Raw genomic sequence first — 22,725 nt, forward strand, 5'->3', positions numbered from 1 at the left:
CCGGGGTCGGCCGGGACGCCGGTCGGGTCACTGGCCGGCGGCGTCGGAGGCCGGGCCGATGGCCGCGCTCAGTTCGCGGACCGTGCCCGCGTCGAAGAGCAGCTCGATGTCGAGTGCGCGTCCCAGTTCCGCCTCCAGCCGGGAGACGAGGCGCAGGGCGCGCAGCGAGTCGCCGCCCAGTTCGAAGAAGTCCTCGTCGGGACCGACCTCCGGCAGGGCCAGGACCTCGGCGAACAGCCGGGTCACCAGCGCCTCGTGGTCCGCGGCCCCGACCGGCGGGGCAGCGGGTGCGGTCTCGTCGCCGGGCTGCGGCGGGGTGGGCAGGGCGAGCAGGTCGGTCTTGCCGGCCGGGGTGAGCGGCAGCTCGGCGAGGACGGCGACCGCCTCGGGGACCATGTACGAGGGCAGCGAGCGGCGCAGTGCGGCCTGGAGGCCGGCGGGGTCGAGCGGGGCGTCGCGGTCGGCGGGCACCACCCAGGCGACCAGGCGGCCCTCCCGTACGGCGACGGCGGAGCCGGCCACCTCGGGCAGGGCGAGCAGCACCTGCTCGATCTCGCCGGGCTCGATCCGGTAGCCGCGCAGCTTGAGCTGGCGGTCCATCCGGCCGAGCAGCTCGATCCGGCCGTCGGGCAGGCGGCGGGCGTGGTCGCCGGTGCGGTACATCCGGCCGCCGGTGAACGGGTCGGTGACGAACCGTTCCGCCGTCAGCTCGGGCCGCTGCCAGTAGCCCTGGGCCACGCCGTCGCCGCCGATGCACAGTTCGCCGACGCAGCCGACCGGCAGCAGCCCGCCGTCGACGGTGTCCAGCACGTGCAGCACGGTGTTGGAGATCGGCAGGCCGACGGTGACCCGGGTGGTGTCCGCGGTGATCGGCTCGACGCTGGAGTACACGGTGGTCTCGGTCGGGCCGTACATGTTCCACACCGAGGAGCCGCGTGCGGCCAGCGGGGCGGCCAGGTCGGCGGGGAAGGCCTCGCCGCAGCTGTAGAGCCGGGGCCGGCCGGCGCCCTGCCAGCCGGAGTCCAGCAGCGCCCGGTAGCGGGAGGGGGTGGCCTGCAGCGCGGTGATGCCGTGCTCCACGGTGTAGCGGTCGATCTCCCGGCCGCTCAGCCCGAGGGCCTGGCCGCCCACGTGGACGGTGCCGCCGACCGCGAGCGGCACCAGCAGTTCGGCCAGCGAGGTGTCGAAACCGAGCGTGGTGAGGGCGAGGAAGCGGGTGTCGCCGTCCAGGCCGGGGTGCCGGCGGGCCAGGCTGTCCACCAGGTTCGCCAGGGCCCGGTGGCCGACGACGACGCCCTTGGGGCGGCCGGTGGAGCCGGAGGTGAACATCAGGTAGGCCGGCCCGTCCGGGTCGGCGCCCGGGAGCTCGACGGCCCGGGCGGAGGCCACGCCGGTGAGGTCGGCGGTGGTGAGGTCGGCGGTGGTGAGGTCGAGGACGGTGCCGTCCCACTCGCTCAGCGCGGGCGCTCCGGTCGCGTCGACGAGCACCACGGCGGGCGCGGCGTCCGCCAGGACGAGGCGGATCCGCTCCACCGGGTGGGCCGGGTCGAGCGGGACGAACGCGGCCCCGGCGCGGGCGACCGCCAGCATCGCGGTCACCAGGTCGGCGCCGCGGCCCAGGCAGATGCCCACCCGGTCCCCGGGGCGCACCCCGCGCCCGACCAGCAGCCGGGCCAGGGCGTCGGCGCGCAGGTCCAGCTCCCGGTAGCCGTGGCGGTGCTGCTGGTCGACCACGGCGGGGTGGTCGGGCCGGTCGCGGACCGCGTCGTCGATCAGCCCGGACAGCAGGGCGGCCGGTGCGGTGCGGTCGATCCCGGTGCCGTTCCAGATGTCCAGCTGCCGGGTGCGGGTCTCCTCGGTGACGGCCAGCAACTCCCCGACGGGGCGGCCGGGTTCGGCGGCGAAGCGGGTCAGCACGGCGACGACGTGGTCGAGCAGCCCCCGCGCCTCCTCCGGGGTGATCCGGCCGGAGTCCACCACCGCCTGCAGCTGCAGGTCGGCCGCGGCCCGGACGACCAGGGTGACCGGGTAGTTGGTCCGGGTCTCGTAGCGGACGTCGTCGACCGTGACCTCGCCGTGGGAGAGCACCGCCTCCGTCCGGTCCGGGTAGTTCTCGACCACCACGACGGTGTCGAACAGCGGCACGCCGGGGGCCGTGCCGGCCCAGCGCTGGATGTCGGTCAGCGCGGTGTGCTGGTGGTCCAGCACGGGGTGACGGGTGGCGGCGTGCCGGGCCAGCCACTCGTCGCCGGGCAGCTCCCGGTCGACCCGCACCCGCACCGGGACGGTGTTGATGAACATCCCGAGCATCTGCTCGGCGCGGTCCAGGCCGACCGGGCGCCCGGAGACGGTCACGCCGATCACGACGTCGTCGCGGCCGGAGTGGCGGGCGACCGTCCCCGCCCAGGCGGCCTCGACCAGGCCGCTGAAGGTGGTGGACCGGGCGGCGGCCAGTCGCCGCAGGGTGGCCAGGGTCTCGGCGGGCAGCGCCGCCCGTACGGTGTGGAAGCCGCCGGTGGGCTTGGCGCCCGGACGCATCCCGGGCAGGGTCAGGGTCGCCGGTTCGCGGTGGTCCGCCAGGTACTCCGTCCAGAACGCCCGGTCGCGCTCCGGGTCCTGACGGCCCAACCAGGCGATGTACTCGCGGAACGGCGGCGGCGCGGGCAGCTCGGCGGTGGCGCCGGACAGGCCGGCGGTGACCTCCGCCAGCAGCAGGGCCGCCGACCAGCCGTCCAGCAGCAGGTGGTGGTACGTCCACACCACCAGGTGCTCGCCGGGCAGGCGGAGCACCAGCAGCCGCATCAGCGGCGGCCGGGTCAGGTCGAAGCGCTCGCGGGCCCGCTGCTCCAGCTCCTCGGCGACGGCGGCCGCGCGGGCGGCCTCGTCCAGGCCGGTCAGGTCGCGGAACTCGATCGGCAGCTCCGCCTTCGGCAGCACCACCTGGTGCGGGGTGCGGATGCGCTCCCGGACGAAGGCCGTGCGCAGCACCGGGTGCCGGGCGATCGCCCGCTGCCAGGCGGCGCCCAGGACGGCGAGGTCCAGTTCGCCGTGCACCCGGAAGGTGGTCAGCTCGACGTAGAGGCCGTGCTCGGGGGAGGTGGTGCTGTGGTAGAGCATCCCCTCCTGGGTGGGCGAGAGGGGGTAGATGTCCTCGATGTCGTTCACTTGGTGTCCTCTCCTGACCGGAACAGGGCGAGTACCCGGGCCAGGTCGTCTTCGCTGAGGTCCGCGTCCGAGAAGGCCTCGCGCGGCCCCGGCGAGGGGGCCGGGGAGGGTCCGGCGGGAGCGGTGGGCAGGGCTGTGGTGTCGGGTGCGGGCCCGGCGGCCGGTTCGCGGTCCGCGCGGAGCCGGGCGGCGAGCTGTCCGACGGTGGGGTGGGCGAAGAGGTCGCCGGGGGAGACGGCCAGCCCGAGCCGCTGGAGCTCGCCGGTGATCTGCACGACCAGCAGGGAGTCGCCGCCGAGCTCGAACAGGCTGTCGTCCGGGCCGATGCCGGGCACGCCCAGCAGGCGGGACCAGACCGCGGCGATCCGCTCCTCCAGGTCCCCGGAGTCGGCCGGCCCGGCGTCCGGGGGAGCGGCCGCAGCTGTGGCGGTGGTGGCGGTGACGGCGGTGCGCGGCGCGGCGCCTCCGGCCGCGCGCGGGCTGACCAGGACGTGCGGGAGGTGACGGTTGGCCAGGATCCGGTCGAGCGCCAGCAGGCCCTCCCGGGTCGGGATCCCGCCCTGCTCGGGCTCGACGCCGCCTGCGGCCCCCGCGGCGCCCGTCGCGCCGCCGTCCGGGCCGGCGACCGGGGCCGGCCGCAGCACGAAGCCCTCGACGAGCACGCTCGGCACACCGTCCGGCGCGGCGACGACCACGTCGACGACCAGCGTGCCGCCGGCCCCGGCCGCACCGGTGCGGGGCCGGACGTGGACGACGGCATCGGGGCCGAGCGGGCCGAGCACCACCAGCCGCCGGTAGGCCACCGGCAGGTGGCTGCCGGTGCGGGCAGTGACGGCGCCGGTGGCGGTGTCCAGCAGCGCGGGGTGCAGCGGGTGCGCGGCCAGGTCGCCGTGGAACGGCTCGGGCAGGCGCAGCCGCAGCATCGCCTCGCCCCCGCCCTCGCCCTGGCGGACCTCCGTGACGCTCTCCCAGCGCGGCCCGGTGCGCAGCCCGCTCGCCCCGGCGGGCCGCTGCCCGGCGGACGGCGCGACGGCGGCGCAGCGCTGCGCGAGCCCGTCCAGGTCGAGGCGCTCGGGGGAACCGCCCCGGTACGGCGCGATCCGGCCCTGGGCGTGCGGCCTGGACGGCACGGCGCTGGAGCGGACCTCCCACAGGTGCCCGCCGTCGGGCGCCGGACGCAGCCGCACGGTCACCTCCGGGGGCTGGCCGACGGGCAGCCGCAGTGGGTGGGTGAACACCGCGTCGAGCTCGACCGGACCGTCCCCCAGCGTCAACCGGTGCGCCGCGACCGCGAGTTCGAGCAGTGCGGTGCCGGGCAGGACCGGGGCGTCGGCGATCCGGTGTTCCTCGGCCGGCCAGCTCGTCTGGCCGCTGCGGCGCAGCCGGAACTCCACCGTCCCGTCCGGCTCGGTGCGGCGGGCGTCGAAGAGGGCGTGGTCGAGCTCCTCGCCTCCGTCGAGCCAGTCCCGCAGCCCGGAGCGGACCGCCATGCCGGTCTGCGACCAGCGGTCCCAGCCGATCGACACGGCCGCCCGGGTGCCGGTGGCGAAGCTGTCCAGGAAGGCGTTGGCCCCGGTGTAGTCGGCCTGACCGACCGCGCCGGTGACCGCGAGAGCCGAGGAGCAGAGCACCAGCAGCGGCCGGTCACGGGCCGTCAGCCGCTCCAGCAGCACGGTGCCGAGCACCTTGGGGGCGAGCACCCGCGCCATCTCCTCGGGGGCGCGCAGCGCGGTGACGCCGCCACCGGCCACCCCGGCGGCGTGCACGACCCCGGCGATCGGGCCGTACGCGGCCCGCACCTCGTCGAGCGCGGCGGCCAGCGCGGCCTCGTCGGTGACGTCGGCCTGGACGAGGCACAGCCGGGCGCCGTGGGCGGTCAGACCGGCGAGCGCCTCGGTCAGCTCCGGCGGGCAGCTCCCGGCGGGCGCGGCACCCGCGGGCCGCAGGCTGCGCCAGCCCTCGCCGTCGGGGACGGCGCGGCGGGTGAGCAGCACGAGGGTCCGGCCGGCGTCCTCGGCGAGCCGGCCGGCCACGGCCAGGCCGATCCCGCCGAGACCGCCGGTGACCAGCCACGGGCCGGTGGGCGGCGCGGGTTGCGGGCCGGCCGGGTCGGTGAGCACGGGCCGGTCCGGGGTGGGCACCAGGTGGGCCCGGCCGCGGACCGCGGTGAGCGGCGCGGGCGCCTGCTCGGAGCACAGCCGCGCCACCACCGCGTCGGCGGCCAGGGCCAGTTCGGCGGGCTCCCGGGTGGGGCAGTCCAGGTCGAGCGCCTCGGCGGTGAGGCCGGGCAGCTCCTGCGGCAGCACCCGGACGGCACCGAGCCCGGCGGCCGCCTGCGGGGTGCGGGCGGGCTGCCCGTTGACCCCGTGGGCGGCGTCGGTGACCAGCAGCAGCCGCAGCGGCCGGCCCGGGAACGCCTCGCCCAGGGCGCGGGCCAGTTGGGCCGGGACGGTCAGCGCGCGCAGGGCGCCGTCGGCCGCCTCGGCCGGGGTGGCCCGCTCCAGCGGCGGGTCGTCCAGGGCCTGGCAGGAGACCACGGCGTCCGGCGGGGTGCCGCGCCCGGCCAGGGTGGCGGCCAGGGCGGTGCAGGCGGCGGGGTCCGCGGGGTCGAGGGTGAGCCCGGTGTCGTCCGGGCCGGCCGCCGCGCCGGGGGCGCGGACCAGGGTGACCAGGGCGCCCGCCGCGGTGAGCCGTTCGGCGACCGGCCCGGCGAGGCCGGCGTCGTCGGCGAGCAGCAGCACCGAGGCCGGGACGGGGCCGGTGCCGGTCGGCGGGAGGGTGGGGGTCCAGGACAGGACGTGCAGCCAGGAGTCCACGCCCTCGGCGGCCGGGGCGGCGGTCGCGGCCGGGGTGGTGACGGCGGCGGGACCGGCGGGGCGCGGGCCGTCCCCGGCCGGGTCGAACCAGTGCCGGACCGGCTCGAACGGGTAGCCCGGAAGCGAGGTGTGCCGACGCCCGGCCCGCTCGCCGAGGGCCGACCAGTCGGGCTCGGCTCCGCGCTCCCACAGCCGGCCCAGCGCGGTCAGCCGGGCGGGCGGCTGCGATCCGGGCGCGGCGGCGTCCAGGGTGGGCAGGGCCGGCCGGCCGCTGCCCAGGGTCCGCACGGCGAAGCCGGTCAGGCCCCGGCCGGGGCCGAGCTCCAGCAGCGGGCCGTCGCCCGGCAGGGCGGCGAGCGCGTCGGCGAAGCGGACGGTGTGCCGCAGCTGGCGCGCCCAGTACTCCGGCGAGACGGCCTCCTCGGCGGTCAGCTCACGCCCGGTCAGGCCGGAGACCACCGGCAGGGCGGGGGCCTGCACCGGCACGGCCGCCACCAGCCGGGCGAACTCCGCCAGCAGCGGCTCGGCGTCCCGGGTGTGGAAGGCGTGCCGGACGGCCAGCGGCCGGGCCGCGACGCCGCGCGCGGCCAGGCGCTCGGCCAGTCGGGCCACCGCCTCCGGGGCGCCGGCCGCCACGCAGCGGTCCGGTGCGTTGACGGCGGCGAGCTCCGGGCCCTCGGGGTCGTCCAGCAGTGCGCGCAGTTCCGCCTCGGGCAGCGGGACGCTCAGCATCGCGCCGGGCGCCATGGTGCCCATCAACCGGCCGCGTTCGGCCACCAGCCGGGCGGCGCCCGGCAGTTCGAAGACCCCGGCGGCGCAGGCGGCCGCGAACTCGCCGACGCTGTGGCCGGCCAGTGCGACCGGCCGCAGGCCGAGCGCCGTCCACCACGCGGTGAGCGCGTACTCCACCGCGAACAGGGCCGGCTGGGCGACCTCGGTGCGGTCGAACAGGTCCGCGTGGGCCGGGTCGAGCAGCAGCGCGTGCAGCGGCGCGGCCGTCCACGGCCGCAGGGCGTCCAGGCAGCGGTCGAGCGCGGCGCGGAAGACCGGTTCGGCGCGGTACGGCTCCGCGGCCATGCCCGGGCGGCCGGCGCCCTGGCCGGGGTACAGGAAGGCGACCCCCCGGCCGTCGCCGGCGACCCGGACGGGGCGGGAGTGCTGCCGCCCGCCGGGCCCGGTCAGGACGGTGCGCCGCCACGGGTGGTGCCTGCGCCTGGTCTGCAGCGTGAACGCGGCGTCGGCGGCCGTGGGCGCGCCCGGTCCGGCCAGTGCCGCGTCGAGCCGTTCGGTGGCGCGGTCGAGCGCCGGCTCGGTGCGGGCGGACACCGGCAGCAGCTCCCACTCGCCGGCCGGCGCGGCGGCAGCGGCGGGCAGCGGGGGCGCGTCCTGGAGGATCACGTGGGCGTTGGTGCCGCCGATGCCGAAGGAGCTGACCCCGGCGACCCGGGTGCCGTCCGCGCCGGGCCAGGGCTCGGCCTCGGTCAGCACCCGGAACAGGCGGGGGTCCAGCTCGGGGCTGGGGTTCTCGAAGTGGACGGTCGGCAGCAGCGTGCGGTGCTGCAGCGAGAGCACCGTCTTGATCAGCCCGGCCATCCCGGCGCAGGTGTCCAGGTGGCCGACGTTGGACTTGACCGCGCCCAGCACCCGGCGGGGGTCCGGGGCGTCGTCGAACACCCGGGCCAGCGCTGCGAGTTCGATCCGGTCGCCGAGGGCCGTCGCGGTGCCGTGCGCCTCGATGCTGGAGACCTCGTCGGGCGTGACCCCGGCCACCGACTGGGCGGCGGTGATCACCCGGACCTGGCCGTCCAGGCTCGGCGCGGTGAAGCCGACCTTGCGGTTCCCGTCGTTGTTGACCGCCGAGCCGAGCAGGACGGCCCGGACGGTGTCGCCGTCGGCGACCGCGTCGGCCAGCCGCTTGAGCACCACCACGCCGACGCCGCTGCCGAAGACGGTGCCGGTCGCCGCGGCGTCGAAGGGGCGGCAGTGCCCGTCGGCGGAGAGGATCCCGCCCTCGGCGTGCAGGTAGCCGAGCCCCTGGCCGACCCCGGCGGAGACCGCCCCGGCCAGCGCCACGTCGCACTCGCCGCTCAGCAGCGCCTCGGCCGCCAGGTGGACGGCGACCAGGGCGGAGGAGCAGGCGCTCTGCACGCTCAGGCTCGGGCCGGTCAGGCCGAGCCGGTAGGAGGTCTGGGTGGCGAGGTAGTCCTTGTCGCCCGCGGCCAGCCACTGGACCTCGGCGCGGTCCGCCAAGTGGGCGGCGCGGGGCAGCAGTTGGTGCGTCAGGTAGGAGTTGAAGCCGGCCGAGGCGTAGACGCCCACGCCGCCCTCGACCCCCTCGGTGGGCTGCCCGGCGTCCTCCAGTGCGGCGACCGCGCACTGCAGGAACAGCCGGTGCTGGGGGTCCATCAGCTCGGCGTCCCGGGGCGGGATGCCGAAGTACTCGGCGTCGAACTCCGCCAGGCCCTCCAGTACGCCGCCGGCGCCCACGAACCGCGGGTCGGCCAGCCGTTCGGCCGGCACGCCCAGGGCCGCCAGCTCCTCGGGGGTGCGGAAGGTGATGTTCTCCCGGCCCGCGACCAGGTCGGCCCAGAAGGTCCCGGCGTCGGGGGCACCGGGGAACCGGCAGGCGAGGCCGGTGACGGCGATCGCGTCCGGCAGGTCCGGCACCGCGGTGGCCGGGCCCTCGGGGGCGTGGGTGGACATCGGACTGCTCTCCTCACAGGTGGTGATCGACGCGGCTCGGGGGCCGGCGGCCGGACCGGGCAGCGGTGCCCGGTCCGGCCGCCGGCCGCTCGGGTCAGCCGGTCGGGTTGGTGCCGGCGCCGCCCCGGCGGGCGGCGCGGCGCCGTTCGTGGTGCTGCCGGCGGTCGCCGCCGGCGCTCTGCGCCTCGGTCCGCGCGCCGCTCCCGGGGGCCGGCGAGGGCTCCGCGGCCGCGGCGGGGGCCGGGGCGGGGGCGGTCCGGTCCAGCAGCTCCGCCAGGTGCCGGATGGTCGGCCGGTCGAACATCTCGACCACCGACAGCTCCTGCCCGAAGTCCTCGGCGATCCGCCGCTGGACCCGGACCAGGTGGATGGAGTTGGCGCCGGCCTCGAAGAAGTTGGTGTCGACGTCGACCTCCGCCCCGTCCATCACCTCCCGCCACAGTGCGGTGAGCCGCTCCACCGCGCCCGGCCCGGTGGGCCGCGCCACCGTGCGCGGCGGCGGAACCGGCGCCGCGGCCGGTGCCGGGGTGGCCGCCGCCGTGACGGCCGGGGTGGCCGGGGTGGCCGCCGCCGTGACGGCCGGGGCGCCCAGCCTGGCGAGCGCCGCCCGGTCGACCTTGCCGTTGGCGGACAGCGGCAGCGCCTCCACCGCCCGGACCAGCTGCGGCACCATGTAGCCGGGCAGCCGCTCGGCGAGCGCCTCCCGCAGCCCGAGCGCCCAGTCGGCGCCGGAGCCCGGCTCCTCGGCCGCCGCGCCCGGCGGCCGGCCGCCGACCAGGGTGTGCAGCACGCTCTGGCCGTCCTCCAGCAGCAGCGCGCCGCGGAGCGGCTCGGGGAACACGTCGCCGATCGGGCACAGCGCCACCGCGCAGTCGCCGGCCCGGTGCCGCAGCAGCTGCGCCATCGCCCCGGCCTCCAACAGGCAGAAGCGGTCCGCGAGTTCGCCGTAGATTGGAGTGATCGCGGTGTTCCTGGCGACCAGGAAGAGGGCGAAGCCGGCCCCTTCGACCAGCGGCCGGTTGGCCTCGCTGTAGAGCGCCGGGTCCAGCGCCCGTTCCGCGCCCGGCGCGCCGTCGAGCGCGACCAGGGCCGGTCCCGCCGGGTCGACGTAGTAGGTGCCGGCCGCCAGGCCCGCCACCCCGCCCGGGGCGACGGCCAGGTAGGTCTGGACCGGGTACAGGCCGCCGGCCGAGCCGTAGGCGTACCGGGGCACGCCGTCCTCGTCCTGGCGGGCGAGCACGGTCAGCAGCGCGTGCAGGTCGGCCAGGCGCACCGGGGCGTCGGCGAAGCCGGTGGCGGCGCCGCGCAGGGCGGCGGCCCGGCGCAGCTCCAGGGTGTCGGCCGGGAGCGCGAAGGGCAGGACCTCACGGCCCGCCAGGTCGGCGCGGCGGCCGGGCTGGCGCAGTCGCGCCTCCAGCCGGCGGACCCGCTCGGCGTCCAGCGCCGGGGCGGGCGCCGGTGCCGGGGCGGCGGGCAGCGGACGGGCGGCCTCGCGGACCACGTAGGCCGCGAGCCGGGCACCGAGCCCGTCGCCCTCGACCAGCGCCGCGGCCTCCCGCACGCCGTCCATCCGGACCAGCGCGGATTCGATCTCGCCCAGCTCGATCCGCATGCCGCGCACCTTGACCTGGGAGTCCTCGCGGCCGAGGAACTCCAGGTCGCCGTCGGGCAGCAGCCGGGCCAGGTCGCCGGTGCGGTAGAGGCGCTCGCCGGTGACCGGGTGGCTCGGGAAGGCGCGGGCGGTGATCTCCGGGGCGTTGCGGTAGCCGACCGCCAGGCCCGCGCCGGTGATGAACAGGGCGCCGGCCACCCCGACCGGACGCGGCCGGAAGGCCTCGTCCAGGACGACCATGCCCTGGTTCCGCATCGGGCGGCCGTACGGGATGCTCGGGCGGTCCGGGTCGACCGCGCCGATCGGGTGCAGCACCGACCAGATGGACGCCTCGGTGGCGCCGCCCAGGCTGATCACCTCGGCCTTGGGCGCGAGCGCACGGACGTTGTCGGGCATGCCGACCGGGATCCAGTCGCCGCTGAGCATGACCAGGCGCAGCGACTCCAGGTCGGCCGCCGGGTTGCCGTCGGCGTACGCCAGCAGCATCTCCATCAGGGCGGGGACGGAGTTCCAGACCGTGACCCGGTGCTCGGCGACCAGCCGGGACCAGCGCGCGGGGTCGCGCTCCTCGCCGGCGCCGACCAGGACCAGGGCGGCCCCGGCGGCGAGGGTGCCGAAGACGTCGTACACCGAGAGGTCGAAGCCGAGCGAGGAGATGCCGAGGACCCGGTCGGACGGCGTGACCCGGAAGCGGTCGTTGACGTCCACCACCGTGTTCAGCGCGCCCCGGTGGTCGATCATCACGCCCTTGGGGTCGCCGGTGGAGCCCGAGGTGTAGATGACGTACGCGAGGTCCGCCGGGGTGGTCGGGACCGGCGCCGGAGCGGCGTCCGCCGCGGTGGCCAGGGCCTGTTCGAAGCCCAGCAGGGTGACTCCGGCGGGCACGGCGTCCTCGGGGGCCCAGGACCCCCGGGCGAGGAGCGCGGTGGCGCCGGCGTGCTCCAGCGAGCGGGCGACCCGGGCGGCCGGGAGGCCGGCGTCCAGCGGCAGGTAGGCGCCGCCGGCCCGGATCACGCCGATCGCGGCGGCGACCTGCTCCCAGCCCCGGTCGGCGCGCACGCCGACCAGCTCGCCGGGGCGCACCCCGGCCGCCCGCAGCGCGTGGGCGACGGCCGCCGAGGCCCGCTCCAGTTCGCCGTAGGTCACCGTGCCGGTGGCCGAGACCACCGCGGTGAGGCCGGGCGAGGTCCGGGCCCGGTCGAGGAAGGGCTCGTGCAGCAGCCCGTCGGGCCGCGGGCCGTCGGTGGCGTTGAGCGCCCGGTAGGCGTCGAGCTGCCCGGCGGGCAGGACGACCAGGTGCGGGTCCGTCCAGGCGCCGGGCTGTTCGGCGAGCGCGGTGAGCAGGCCGGTGTAGGCCTCGAACATGGCGTCGAGCACGCCCTCGGGGAAGAGCTCCTCGACGGCGTCCCAGGTCAGCCGCAGCCGGCCCTCGTCCTCGGAGATCTGGTGGTCCAGCCAGACCTGCGGGGTCTGGGTGATGGTGTGGGCGACCTCGGCGCCCAGTTCCCGGAGCACCCGGCTGCCGCCCACGCCGTCGGCGCCGAGCTCGCTGGTGAAGACGACCGGCATGGCGGCCTCGGCGACCCCGCGCCGACGGGCGAGTTCGCCGCCGACCCGGACGCCGCTGACCAGCTGGTGGTCAAGGTCCTCCCAGAGCCGGTCCTGCAGTCGGCGGGCCCGGTCGGCGAAGGAGCCGGCGGTCGCGCCGTCCACCTCGAACAGGCTGAGCGCGGTGAAGTCGCCGACCATGGCGGCCAGGTCGGGGTGGTCGCCGACCCGGTTGAACAGGGTGAGGTTGAGGGTGAAGCGGTCGACGGTCGACCAGGTGCCGATCACGGTGGCGTAGGCGGCCAGGGCGAGCGCCGAGGGGGTGACCCGGCCGGCGGCGGCCCGGCTCTTCAGCCGCTCCCACAGCTCGGCGGGCAGGTGCGCCTCGCGGCGGCGGAACCTGGTCTCGGCCAGCTCCTCGGGGCGCCGCGCCAGCGGCAGCGCGGGGGCGGGCGGCAGGGTGTCCAGCCGGCCGTGCCAGTAGTCGAGGTCGCGCTGCAGGGCCGGGCCGCTCCGGCGGCCCTGCTCGGCCAGCACGTAGTCCCGGAAGGAGAGTTCGAGCGGGCGCGGGTCGAGCGTGCCCTGGTAGACGGCGAGCAGTTCGCGCAACAGGATCTGCACGCTGCCGCCGTCGGCGATCAGGGTGTCGATGCTCAGGTGCAGCCGGACGTCGTCGCCCGCGGTGCGGCTGGCGCGCAGCTCGAAGAGCGGCCAGGTGTCGGCCGGCAGCACCTGGTGCGACATCCGGGCACGGGTCCCGGCGAGGTGCTCCGCCCGGTCCTGCTCGGGCAGCCCGCGCAGGTCGTCGACGGTCAGCTCGTACGCGGGCACCTCGGGCAGGACGCGCTGGGTGCCGTCCTCGCCGAAGACCAGGCGCAGGGCGTCGTGCCGCGACACCATCGACCGCCAGGCGTCCTGGAGCCGGAGCGGGTCGACGTCGGCGACGTCCACCTCCAGGTAGAGGTGGCAGGCCACGTCGCCGCCGACGGCGCCGCTGCGGCCGATCCAGTAGGCGCGCTGGACGTCGGTGAGCGGGAAGGGCTCGTGCCGGCGGGCCGGGTCGGGGACCAGCGCGGCCCGCTCGGCGGGGGCCCCGGCGGGCCCGTCCGCGCCGAGCGCGTCCACGGCCAGGGCCAGCGCGGCCACGGTCGGCGAGTCGAACAGGGTGCGCAGCGGCAGCTGCACGTGCAGCTCGTCGCGGATGCCGGCGACCATCCGGGCGGCCAGCAGCGAGTGGCCGCCGAGTTCGAAGAAGTCCTCGCCGGTGCCGACCTCGTCGAGGCCGAGGGCCTCGCGCCAGATCGCGGCGATCCGCTCCTCGGTGGGCGTGGCCGGCGGGGTGCGGTCGCGGCCGGAGGCGGGCACGGACTCGGGCGCGGGCAGCGCCGCCCGGTCGACCTTGCCGTTGCCGGTGAGCGGCAGCGCTTCGAGCGTGAGGAAGCGGGACGGGATCAGGAAGCCGGGCAGCTGCCCGGCCAGGGCGGCCCGCAGCTCGGCCGCGGCCGGCGGCGCGGCCGGGTCCTCGGGCACCAGGTAGGCGGCCAGCGCGGCCCGGGAGGTGCCCAGGCCGTACGCGGTCACCACGCACTGGCGGACCCCGGGCAGTGCGGTGAGCGCGGCCTCCACCTCGCCGGTCTCGATCCGGAAGCCGCGGATCTTGACCTGGTGGTCGTTGCGCGACAGGTACTGGATCCGGCCGTCGGGGCGGGTGCGGACGAGGTCGCCGGTGCGGTACAGCCGCCCGGCCCCGGGGCCGGCCGCCCCACCGTCGGCCGCCCCGCCGTCGCCCGCCTCGGCGTCGGCGACGAACCGCTCCTCGGTCAGTTCGGGCCGGTCGAGGTAGCCGGCGGTCACCCCGGCGCCGCCGATGAGGAGTTCACCGGGCACGCCGACGGGCACCCGGCGCCCGTACGGGTCGAGGACCCGGACGGTGGTGCCGGCGATCGGGCGGCCGATGGTGACCAGGCCCTCGGCCGGGTCGACGACGTCGGTGGTGGACCAGACGGTGGTCTCGGTCGGCCCGTACATGTTGAGGATCCGGCCGTCGAGGTGCGCGGCCAGGCGGCGGACCAGGTCGGCGTCGAGCGCCTCGCCGCCGAGCAGCAGCCCGCGCAGGCCGCGCAGCGCCTCCGGGTCGGCCTCGTCCAGCAGGGTGCGGGCCCGCGAGGGGGTGCACTGCAGGTGGGTGACGCCGTGGGCGCGGATCAGCGCGGTCAGCTCGGCGTCGGCCGGGCCGGTGGCGGGCGCGGCGGCCGCGGTGCGGCGCAGTCCGGCCAGCCGGGGCAGGGCGGCCAGCGCGGTGTCGGTGTCGACGCCGAAGTCGACCAGGCAGCCGATCTCGTCGACCCCGATCGCGGCCAGCCGGTGCACCAGCGGCAGGCACTCCTCGGCGGTGCCGATCAGCGAGCCGTGGCCCAGGTAGCGGGCACAGGCGTGGTCGAGCAGTGCCTCCTGGTCCTCCGCGGTGAAGTCGCTGCTGCGGACGTCCATGCCGAGGCCGCGGGCCAGGTTCTCGATCAGGCCGACCGAGCTGCGCAGGTAGTCGCGGAACGGCTGCCAGGCGTGCGCCCGGACGTCGGCCCCGTCGGCGCCGATGTAGCTGTGCAGCATCAGGGTGACGTGCGGCTCACCGGCGTGGCCGGCCTCCCGCCAGGCCTCGCGGTACACGGCGATCTTCTCGGCGAGTTCCTCGGTGCTCTGGCCCAGCAGGTGGGTGAGCAGCCGGGCACCGACCCGGCCGGCCGTGCGGCAGGTCTCGGGGTTGCCGGAGGAGGTGAGCCAGTACGGCAGTTCGGCCTGGACCGGACGGGGCAGCACCTCGACGTCGACGGTGCGGCCGCCGGGCCCTTCGAAGGGGAGCCGCTCGCCGCGCCACAGCCGCCGGACCTGCTCGATGCCGCTGACGGTGAGCGCCTGGCGGTCCTGGTAGGCGTCCTTGGCCAGGACGAAGTCGTCGGCGTGCCAGCCCGAGGCGAAGGAGAGGCCGACCCGGCCGCCGGACAGGTTGTCGACGACCGACCACTCCTCGGCCACCCGCACGGGGTGGTGCAGCGGCAGCACCACGCTGCCGGCCCGGATGCCGATCCGCTCGGTCGCCTGGGCGATCGCGGCGGCCAGCACCGAGGGGGCCGGGAACGGCCCGCCGAAGGCGTGGAAGTGCCGCTCCGGGAGCCAGACCGCCGAGAAGCCGTTGGCGTCGGCGAAGCGGGCTCCGTCCAGCAGCAGGCGGTACTGCCCGGGGCCGGGCTCGGCGCCGGCGGTGCCGCTGGCGAAGTAGAACAGGCTGAACTCGGGGACGGCCCGGTCGGCCCGGGGTGCCGGGGCGGCGGCGGGCAGTGCCGTCCCGGGGTCGGGGTTGACCACGACCCGGTGGCCTCGGCTGAGGGTCCAGAGCAGTTCCAGGACGGAGATGTCGAAGGAGACGCTGGTGACGGCCAGCCAGGTCGACGGCTCGGCGGCGGCCGCGCCGCCGGTGCCGTCCGTGCCCTCGGCGAGCACGCGGTCCATCGCCGCCAGGAAGGCGGTGAGGTTGCGGCGCAGGACCACGACGCCCTTGGGGCGGCCGGTCGAGCCGGAGGTGTGGATGACGTAGGCGGGCGCGTCCGGGTCGACCGGCGCGGGCCCGGCGGAGGGGTTCCCGGTCGGTGCCGGGGCGTCCAGGTCGAGCAGCGGGGCGCCGGCCGGTGCCGCGTCCCTGGTCGCGGCGTGCACCAGGACGGCGGTGGGCCGGGCGTCCTCGACCACGTGGGCCAGCCTGGCGGCCGGGTAGTCCGGGTCGAGCGGCAGGTAGGCGGCGCCGGCCCGGAGCACGGCGAGCATGGCGGCGGGCAGGTCGGTGCCGCGGCGCAGGCACAGGCCGACCCGGTCGCCGGGGCGCACCCCGGCGGCGCGCAGCCGGGCGAGCAGCTCGTCGACCCGCGCGTCCAGGGCGGCGTAGGTCAGGGCCTGGTCCGGGCGGCCGCCGGGCAGCACGGCCTCGGCGTCGGGGCGGGTGCGGACGGCCTCGGCGAAGGCCGTCACGACGTCCACGGCGTCCTCGGGCAGCGGCCCGCCGTCCCCCGCGGCGGTCAGCAGGGCCCGCTCCACGGGGGTGAGCGCGAGCAGCTCGGAGAGCCGCAGGCCGGGGTCGGCGGCGCCGCGGGCGAGCACCCGCCGCAGCGCCTCCGTCAGCTCGCGGACGGTGTCGTCGTCGAACAGGTCCCGGCTGAACTCGCAGACGCCGGCGGTGATCGCGCCCTCCCGGGCGAGCTCCAGGCTCAGGTCGGTGCGGCACAGCCCGTTGTCCAGCTCGACGAGCTCGACGCCGACCCCGGGCAGGTCGATGTCCGGCGCGGGGACGTTCCGGTAGCCGAACTGCACCTGGTAGAGCGGTGCGTGGCTCAGGTCGCGGTCCGGGCGCAGCTCACGGACCAGGCGCTCGAAGGGCACCTGGGCGTGGGCGAGCGCGCCGAGGGCGGTCTCCCGGACCCGGTCGAGCAGCTCGCCGAAGGCCGGGTCGCCGGAGAGGTCCGAGCGCAACACCAGGCTGTTGACGAACATGCCGACCAGGCCCGCCAGTTCGGGCCGGTCGCGGCCCGCGGTGGGCACGCCGACCAGGACGTCCTGCTGGCCGGAGTGGCGCATCAGGACGGCCTGCCAGGCCGCCAGGGTGACCATGAACGGGGTCGCCCGGGCGGTGCGCGCGGCCTGCTCCACGGCCTCGGTGGTGGCGGCGTCCAGGGTGAAGTGCACCCGGCCGCCCCGGTGGCTGGGCACGGCCGGGCGGGGCCGGTCGGTGGCCAGTTCCAGGACGTGCGGGGCTCCGTCCAGGCGCTCGCGCCAGTAGGCGAGCGGTTCGGCGAGCGCGTCGTCGGTGAGTTCGCCGCGCTGCCACTGCGCCCAGTCGGCGTACTGCACGGCGAGCGGTGCGGGCACCGGGCCGCCCTCGCGGAAGGCCCGGTAGCGGCTGCAGAGTTCCTCCACCAGCACCGAGCGGGACCAGGCGTCGCCGACCAGGTGGTGGTTGACCACGACCAGCAGGGCGCGTTCCGGCGCGGAGCGGATCAGCAGGGCGCGCAGCAGCGGCCCGTGCTCCGGGTCGAACGGCAGGGCTGCCTCCCGCTCGGCGAGTTCGCGCTCCTGCTGCTCGCTCCAGCGGGCCTCGCCGTCCTGCGGCTCGACGACCCGGAGCACCGGCCCGGCCTGGTCCAGCACCCGCTGCACCGGTCCGTCCGGGCCGGTGGCCACGACGGTGCGCAGCGCCTCGTGCCGCTGCACCAGGCCGGTCAGTGCGGCCTCCAGGGCGGCGATGTCCAGGGTGCCGGTCAGGCGCAGCCCGACGTACTCGTTGAACATCCCCAGGCCGGGGGTGAGTTGCTCCACGAACCAGAGCCGCTCCTGGCCGAAGGACAGCGGCGCGGGCAGCGAGCGGTCGCGCGGCGGCAGCGTCGGCGCGGCGGCGGGGCCGGGAGCGGCGGTGTCGGCGGTGGCCGGGGCCGCGCCGGCGCGGCCCCGGGCGCGCGCCTCGAAGGCGGCGCGCTGCTCGGGGGTGAGCCGGGCGAGGCGGTCCTCGCGGCCCCGGGGGTTGCGGCCTGCGGGGTTGGTCACTGCTGCTCCAGTTCGGCGATGATGCGGTCTTCGATCTCGACGGCGAGGTCGGCGATGCGGCCGCCCTCGAAGAAGAGCCGGGCGGGGACGTCGACCTCGAACTCGGCCCGCAGCCGGGCCGCGACCTGGGCGGCCAGCAGCGAATGGCCGCCGAGCTCCAGGAAGTCGTCCTCCACCCCGACCCGGTCGAGGCCGAGCAGTTCGGCGTAGATCTCGGCCAGGCGCTCCTCGGTCGCGGTGGCCGGGGCGGTGTACGGGGTGGCGAGCTCGGGGCGCGGCAGGGCGGCCGTCCGGGGCAGGTCGGCGGCGGGGGCGGTGGAGGTCCGCAGCGTGCCGTCGGTGATCCCGGCGCCGACCCGGGCCACCACGGCCCGGCCGGCCGGGCCGTCGAGCAGTGCTGCGAAGGCGCGGGCGCCCTGCTCGGGGGTGAGCGCGCCGGCCAGCATCTCGGCCTGGAAGGCCCGTAGCGCCTCCGGGACCTCGGCCTGGCTGGCCATGCCGACCTGGGCCCACATGTCCCAGTCGACGGCCACGGCGAACCGCTCGCCGCGCGCGGCCTCGGCCTCCGCGACGGCGGCCAGGTAGGCGTTGGCGGCCGCGTAGTCGGACTGGCCGTAGGTCGGGACCAGGGTGGCGAGCGAGGAGCAGAGCACCAGCACCTCGGCCTCGCCGGGCCGCAGGGCGGCCAGCAGGTGGCGCAGGCCGGCGGTCTTCGGGGCGAGCACCGCGCGCATGCTCTCGTCGGAGCGCAGCTCCACCGAGCCGCCGCCGGGCACACCGGCCGCGTGGATCACGCCGTCGATCCGGCCGAAGGCCGATCGGGCCTGCTCCAGCGCCCGGTCGAGCGACTCGGCGTCGGTGACGTCGGCGCGCACGGCCAGCACCTCGGCGCCGGCCCCGCGCAGTGCGGTCAGGGCGGTCCCGGCGGCGTCGCCGCCGGATCCGCGGCCGAGCAGGACGAGCCGGGCGACCCCGGCACCGGCCAGGTAGCGGGCCAGGGTCAGGCCGATCCCGCCGAGGCCGCCGGTGATCAGCCAGGTGCTGTCGGCGCGCACCCGGGCCGGGGCCGCGGGGACGGGCCGCTCGGCGCGCTCGACCGTGCGGGAGAGCAGGGCGCCGTCGCGCAGGGCGAGCAGCGGGGCGGGACCGGTCAGCACGGCGCCGACCACCGCGGTGGCGGCCGCCTCGTCCAGGCCGGCCCCGGCGGCGAGGTCGACCTGGGTGCAGCGCAGGTTGCGGTACTCCTCGCCGAACACCTGGACCGGGCCGCTGAGCAGGGCCGCTGCGGGCCGGGGCCGCTCGCCGGGGGCGGCCGGGAAGGCCCCGGCGGTCACCACGCCGAGCCGCACCTCGTGCACCACGCTCTCGGCGGACATCGCGCGGGCGAGGTGGACCAGGCCGAAGTAGCCGTCGGTCTCCTCCGCGGTCTCGTCCAGCCCCCAGGCGTACAGGACGGCGGTGGGCGTCCGGACCAGGGCGCGCAGGTCGGCGAGCAGCTTGGCGTACTGGGCCGGGTCGGCCGGGTCGAGCTCGTAGACGCCCCGGCGCACCCGGCGGTATTCGGTGCCGGGCTGGACGGTGGTGACGATCTGGCCGCGCGCGGTCAGCAGGTCGACCAGCGGCTGGGCGGCCCCGGCCCGGTCCAGCAGGACCAGCCAGGTCTGGCGGCGCCCGCTCAGCGGGTCCTCCGCGGCCGGGCCGGTCAGCGGCCGCCAGGCGATGGTGGCGTGCACCGCGTCGGGGTCCGAGGCGGGCAGCGCGGTGGCGGGCGCCTCTCCGGGGACGGTGGGCTCGATCCAGTGCGGCAACCGCTCGAAGGGGTAGCCGGGCAGGTCGGCGGGGCGGGCCGCGGCGTCGAGCGGCTCCCAGTCGACCTCGGCGCCGTGCGTCCACAGGCTGCCGAGGGAGAGCACGGCGCTGCCGGGCTCGTCCTCGGGTCCGCGGCGGCCGCGGGTGGGCAGCGGCGGCTGGGCGAACCGCGGTGCGGCGCCGCCCTCGGCGGCCGAGCGGGCCAGGTCGGTCAGGACGCTGCCGGGACCGGTCTCCACCAGCACCATCCGCTCGTCGAGCGCGGCCAGGCGGGTGAGTCCGTCGTGGAACCGGACGGGGGAGAGCATCTGGCGGGTCCAGTACCCGGGGTCGGTGGCCTGCTCCGGGGTGATCCAGTCGCCGGTGAGGTTGGAGAGGAACGGCACGGCGGGCTCGCGCAGCGTCACCTTGGCCAGCTCGGCGGCGAACTGCTCGGCGGCCGGGGCGCACAGGGTGCTGTGGAAGGCCCGGTCCACCGGTAGGGCGAGGGCGCGCAGGCCGCGCTCGCCGAGTTCGGCGGCGGCGCGCTCGGCGGCCTCGGGAGCGCCGGACAGCACGGCGGCGGCCGGACCGTTGACGGCGGCGAGGTCCAGGCCGTGCCGGGCGGCGAGTTCGGCGGCGGCCTCCTCGTCCAGCGGGACGGCCAGCATCGCGCCGGGCGCGGTGGCCTCCATCAGCCGGCCGCGGGCGGCGACCAGGGCGAGCGCCTCCGGCAGGTCGAGGACGCCGGAGAGCAGCGCGGCGGTGTACTCCCCGAGGCTGTGGCCGAGCAGGGCGGCCGGGCGGACGCCCCAGTGCCGCCACAGGGCGGCCAGGGCGTGGCCGACCGCGAGGACGGCCGGCTGGGTGACGGAGCTGCGGCGCAGCTGCTCGGCGTCGCCGCCGCGGAGCAGTTCGACCAGGTCGAGGCCCAGGTGGGGGCGCAGCAGCTCGGAGGCCTCGTCCAGGGCGGTGCGGAACACCGGGTGCGCCGTGTGCAGGCCGAGGGCCATGCCCGGGTACTGGGCGCCCTGGCCGGGCAGCAGGAAGGCGACGGGCGCGGCGCCCTGTCCGGCGCGCGCCCGGACGGACTCCCGGCGGCCGCCCCCGCGCAGTGCGGCGATCGCGCCGGCGGTGTCCCGGGCGACCACGACCCGGCGCTGGACCAGTCGGCGCCGGCCGGTGCGCAGGGTGCGGGCGACGTCCGCGAGCGGGCGGTCGGGGTGGGCGGCGAGGTCCTCGGCGAGCCGTTCGGCGGCGGCGTCCAGGGCGGTGCCGGTGCGGGCGGACAGCGGCAGGGCGACCGGGACGGCGGTGGGTTCGGCGGTCTCCCGGGCGGCGGCCGCGGGGGCCTGCTCCAGGATCACGTGGGCGTTGGTGCCGCCGATGCCGAAGGCGCTGACGGCGGCCCGGCGCGGGCCCTCGGAGACCGGCCAGTCGGTGAGGTCGCCGGGGACGAAGAACGGGGTGTCGGCCAGGCCGAGGCCGGGGTTGACCGATTCGGCGTGCAGGCTGGCCGGGATCCGGCCGTTGCGGACGGCCAGGACGGCCTTGATCAGGCCGGTGACGCCCGCGGCGGTGTCCAGGTGGCCGAGGTTGGACTTGACCGAGCCGAGGCCGCACCAGCCGGTGGCCGAGCGGAGCTCGGCGTCCTGCTCGGCGCGGAAGGCGGCGGTGAGCGCCTCGACCTCGATCGGGTCGCCGATCGGGGTTCCGGTGCCGTGCGCCTCGACGTAGCCGATGGTGTCCGGGGCGACGCCCGCGACGGACAGCGCCTCGCGGATCACCGCGGTCTGCCCGGCGACCCCGGGAGCGGTGTAACCCGCCTTGTTGGCACCGTCGTTGTTGACGGCCGAGCCGAGGATGACGGCGTGCACCCGGTCGCCGTCGGCGAGCGCGTCGGCGAGGCGCTTGAGCACCACGACGCCCGCGCCGTTGCCGAAGACCGTGCCGGCCGCCTCGGCGCCGAAGGGCCGGCAGTGCCCGTCCGGGGACTCGATGCCGCCGGGCACGGGCAGGTAGCCGGAGCGGTGCGGCACGGTGACGGTGACGCCGCCGGCCAGGGCGAGGTCGCACTCCTCGGAGAGGAGGCTCTGCACCGCGAGGTGCACCGCCACCAGCGAGGTCGAGCAGGCGGTCTGCACGCTGACCGCCGGGCCGCGCAGGTTGAGCTTGTACGCGGCCCGGGCGGCCAGCTGGTCGGGCTGGTTGCCCTGGAAGAGCATCGGCACGCCGAGCGAGTCCCGCAGGTCGGTGCGCGGCAGCAGGTTGTGGATCAGGTAGGTGCTCAGCAGCGATCCGGCGTAGACCGCGACCGGTCCGGGTGCCCGGTCGGGGTCGCAGCCCGCGTCCTCCAGGGCCGCCCAGGCGCACTCCAGGAAGATCCGCTGCTGGGGGTCGATGACCGAGGCCTCAAGCGCGTTGTAGCCGAACAGCTGGGAGTCGAAGCCGGCGACGTCCGACAGCACGCCCTTGGCGGCCACGTACCCGGGCTTGCCCGACTGCTCGTCCGGAACGCCGTCGGCCCGCAGCTCCTCCGGGCCGAAGCGGCTGATCGCCTCGGTGCCGGCGGCCAGCAGCTCCCACAGCGCGTCGACGGAATCGGCTCCGGGGAAGCGGCCCGCGAGGCCGACGACGGCGACCCGGCCGTCGGTCTCGGCCGCGTCGGGAAGGACCGGCTGTGCGTTCAAGGTGTTCTCCGTGGTGTGGTGGGTTCCGCGCGCGGCGGGGCGGGCAGGACCGGGGACGACCGGGTACGGGGCCGGGGCTCAGACCGCCATCAGGTAGCGCTGGAAGCGGGGCATGAGGATCTCCAGGGCCCGGACCTCGACGGGCGTCAGCTCGGGGTGCCAGACGTCCCAGAGCAGGACGGCGCGCTGCTGGGTGCCCTTGTTCCACGCCTCGTGGATGAAGCTGTCGTCGAAGAGGATCACCTTGCCCTCCTCCCAGCCGCGCTCGTCGTCGGCGACCTTGATGGCGCAGCCGGGCGGGACGACCAGCGGAAGGTGCGCGGTGAGCAGCAGGTTCACGCCGCCGGTGTGCGGGGTGATGTGCACGCCGGGGTTGAGGACGGTGAACATGCCGTCGCGCGGCCCGTGCGGTGTCGCGGACACGGCGGCGTGGGTCTCCGGGCAGCGCTCGCGGACCTCGTCGCGCCACTCCCCGTTGCGGTAGAGCTGGTAGGTGTCCCAGCCCTGCCAGCCGAGCTCCTTGGTGTACAGGTCCTCGTACGGGGCGAAGCGGGCCTGTTCCTCGCGCAGCGCCAGGAACTCCGCCTTGATCGCCTCGTACGACTCCTCCACCCGTGCCACCCACGGCAGTTCGGCGGTGTCGTGCCAGGGCAGGGCGCTGATCCCGGGGAAGAACAGCCGGGTCGGCTCCTGGTCCTCGTGCAGGTACTCGGGGGCCTGCTCCCCGGTGAGGATGCGCAGGCACTCCTCGACCCGCTCCAGCCCCTCGGTGCCGAGGGCGCCGTGCAGCTCCGTCATCACGCTCTGGACGTCCATG

At 77.3% G+C, this 22,725-nt stretch carries 5 protein-coding genes; all 5 read right to left on the reverse strand.

The window, feature by feature from the left end:
* Positions 1-27: 27 nt before the first annotated feature.
* The 5 genes from ACZ6Z8_RS14165 to ACZ6Z8_RS14185 all read right to left on the reverse strand — a co-directional run bounded on the left by ACZ6Z8_RS14165 (position 28) and on the right by ACZ6Z8_RS14185 (position 22,724).
* Positions 28-3,165: a non-ribosomal peptide synthetase gene (locus ACZ6Z8_RS14165; RefSeq protein ID WP_465609455.1), complete on the reverse strand. Its 3,138-nt coding sequence runs from the start codon at positions 3,163-3,165 to the stop codon at positions 28-30.
* Positions 3,162-8,684 carry a type I polyketide synthase gene (locus ACZ6Z8_RS14170; RefSeq protein ID WP_465609457.1) on the reverse strand — a complete coding sequence of 1,841 codons (5,523 nt, stop codon included), beginning with the start codon at positions 8,682-8,684 and terminating at the stop codon, positions 3,162-3,164. The genes ACZ6Z8_RS14165 and ACZ6Z8_RS14170 overlap by 4 nt, the downstream gene beginning before the upstream one ends.
* Before the next feature lie 94 nt (positions 8,685-8,778).
* Complete coding sequence (locus tag ACZ6Z8_RS14175) at positions 8,779-17,430, reverse strand: amino acid adenylation domain-containing protein (protein ID WP_465609459.1); 8,652 nt, start codon at positions 17,428-17,430, stop codon at positions 8,779-8,781.
* Positions 17,427-21,908, reverse strand: coding sequence for a type I polyketide synthase (locus tag ACZ6Z8_RS14180; RefSeq protein WP_465609461.1), 4,482 nt, complete (start codon positions 21,906-21,908; stop codon positions 17,427-17,429). The genes ACZ6Z8_RS14175 and ACZ6Z8_RS14180 overlap by 4 nt, the downstream gene beginning before the upstream one ends.
* A 78-nt stretch (positions 21,909-21,986) precedes the next feature.
* Positions 21,987-22,724, reverse strand: coding sequence for an aspartyl/asparaginyl beta-hydroxylase domain-containing protein (locus ACZ6Z8_RS14185; RefSeq protein WP_465609463.1), 738 nt, complete (start codon positions 22,722-22,724; stop codon positions 21,987-21,989).
* Position 22,725 lies beyond the last annotated feature (1 nt).

The organism is Kitasatospora sp. NPDC101108 (assembly GCF_055584725.1).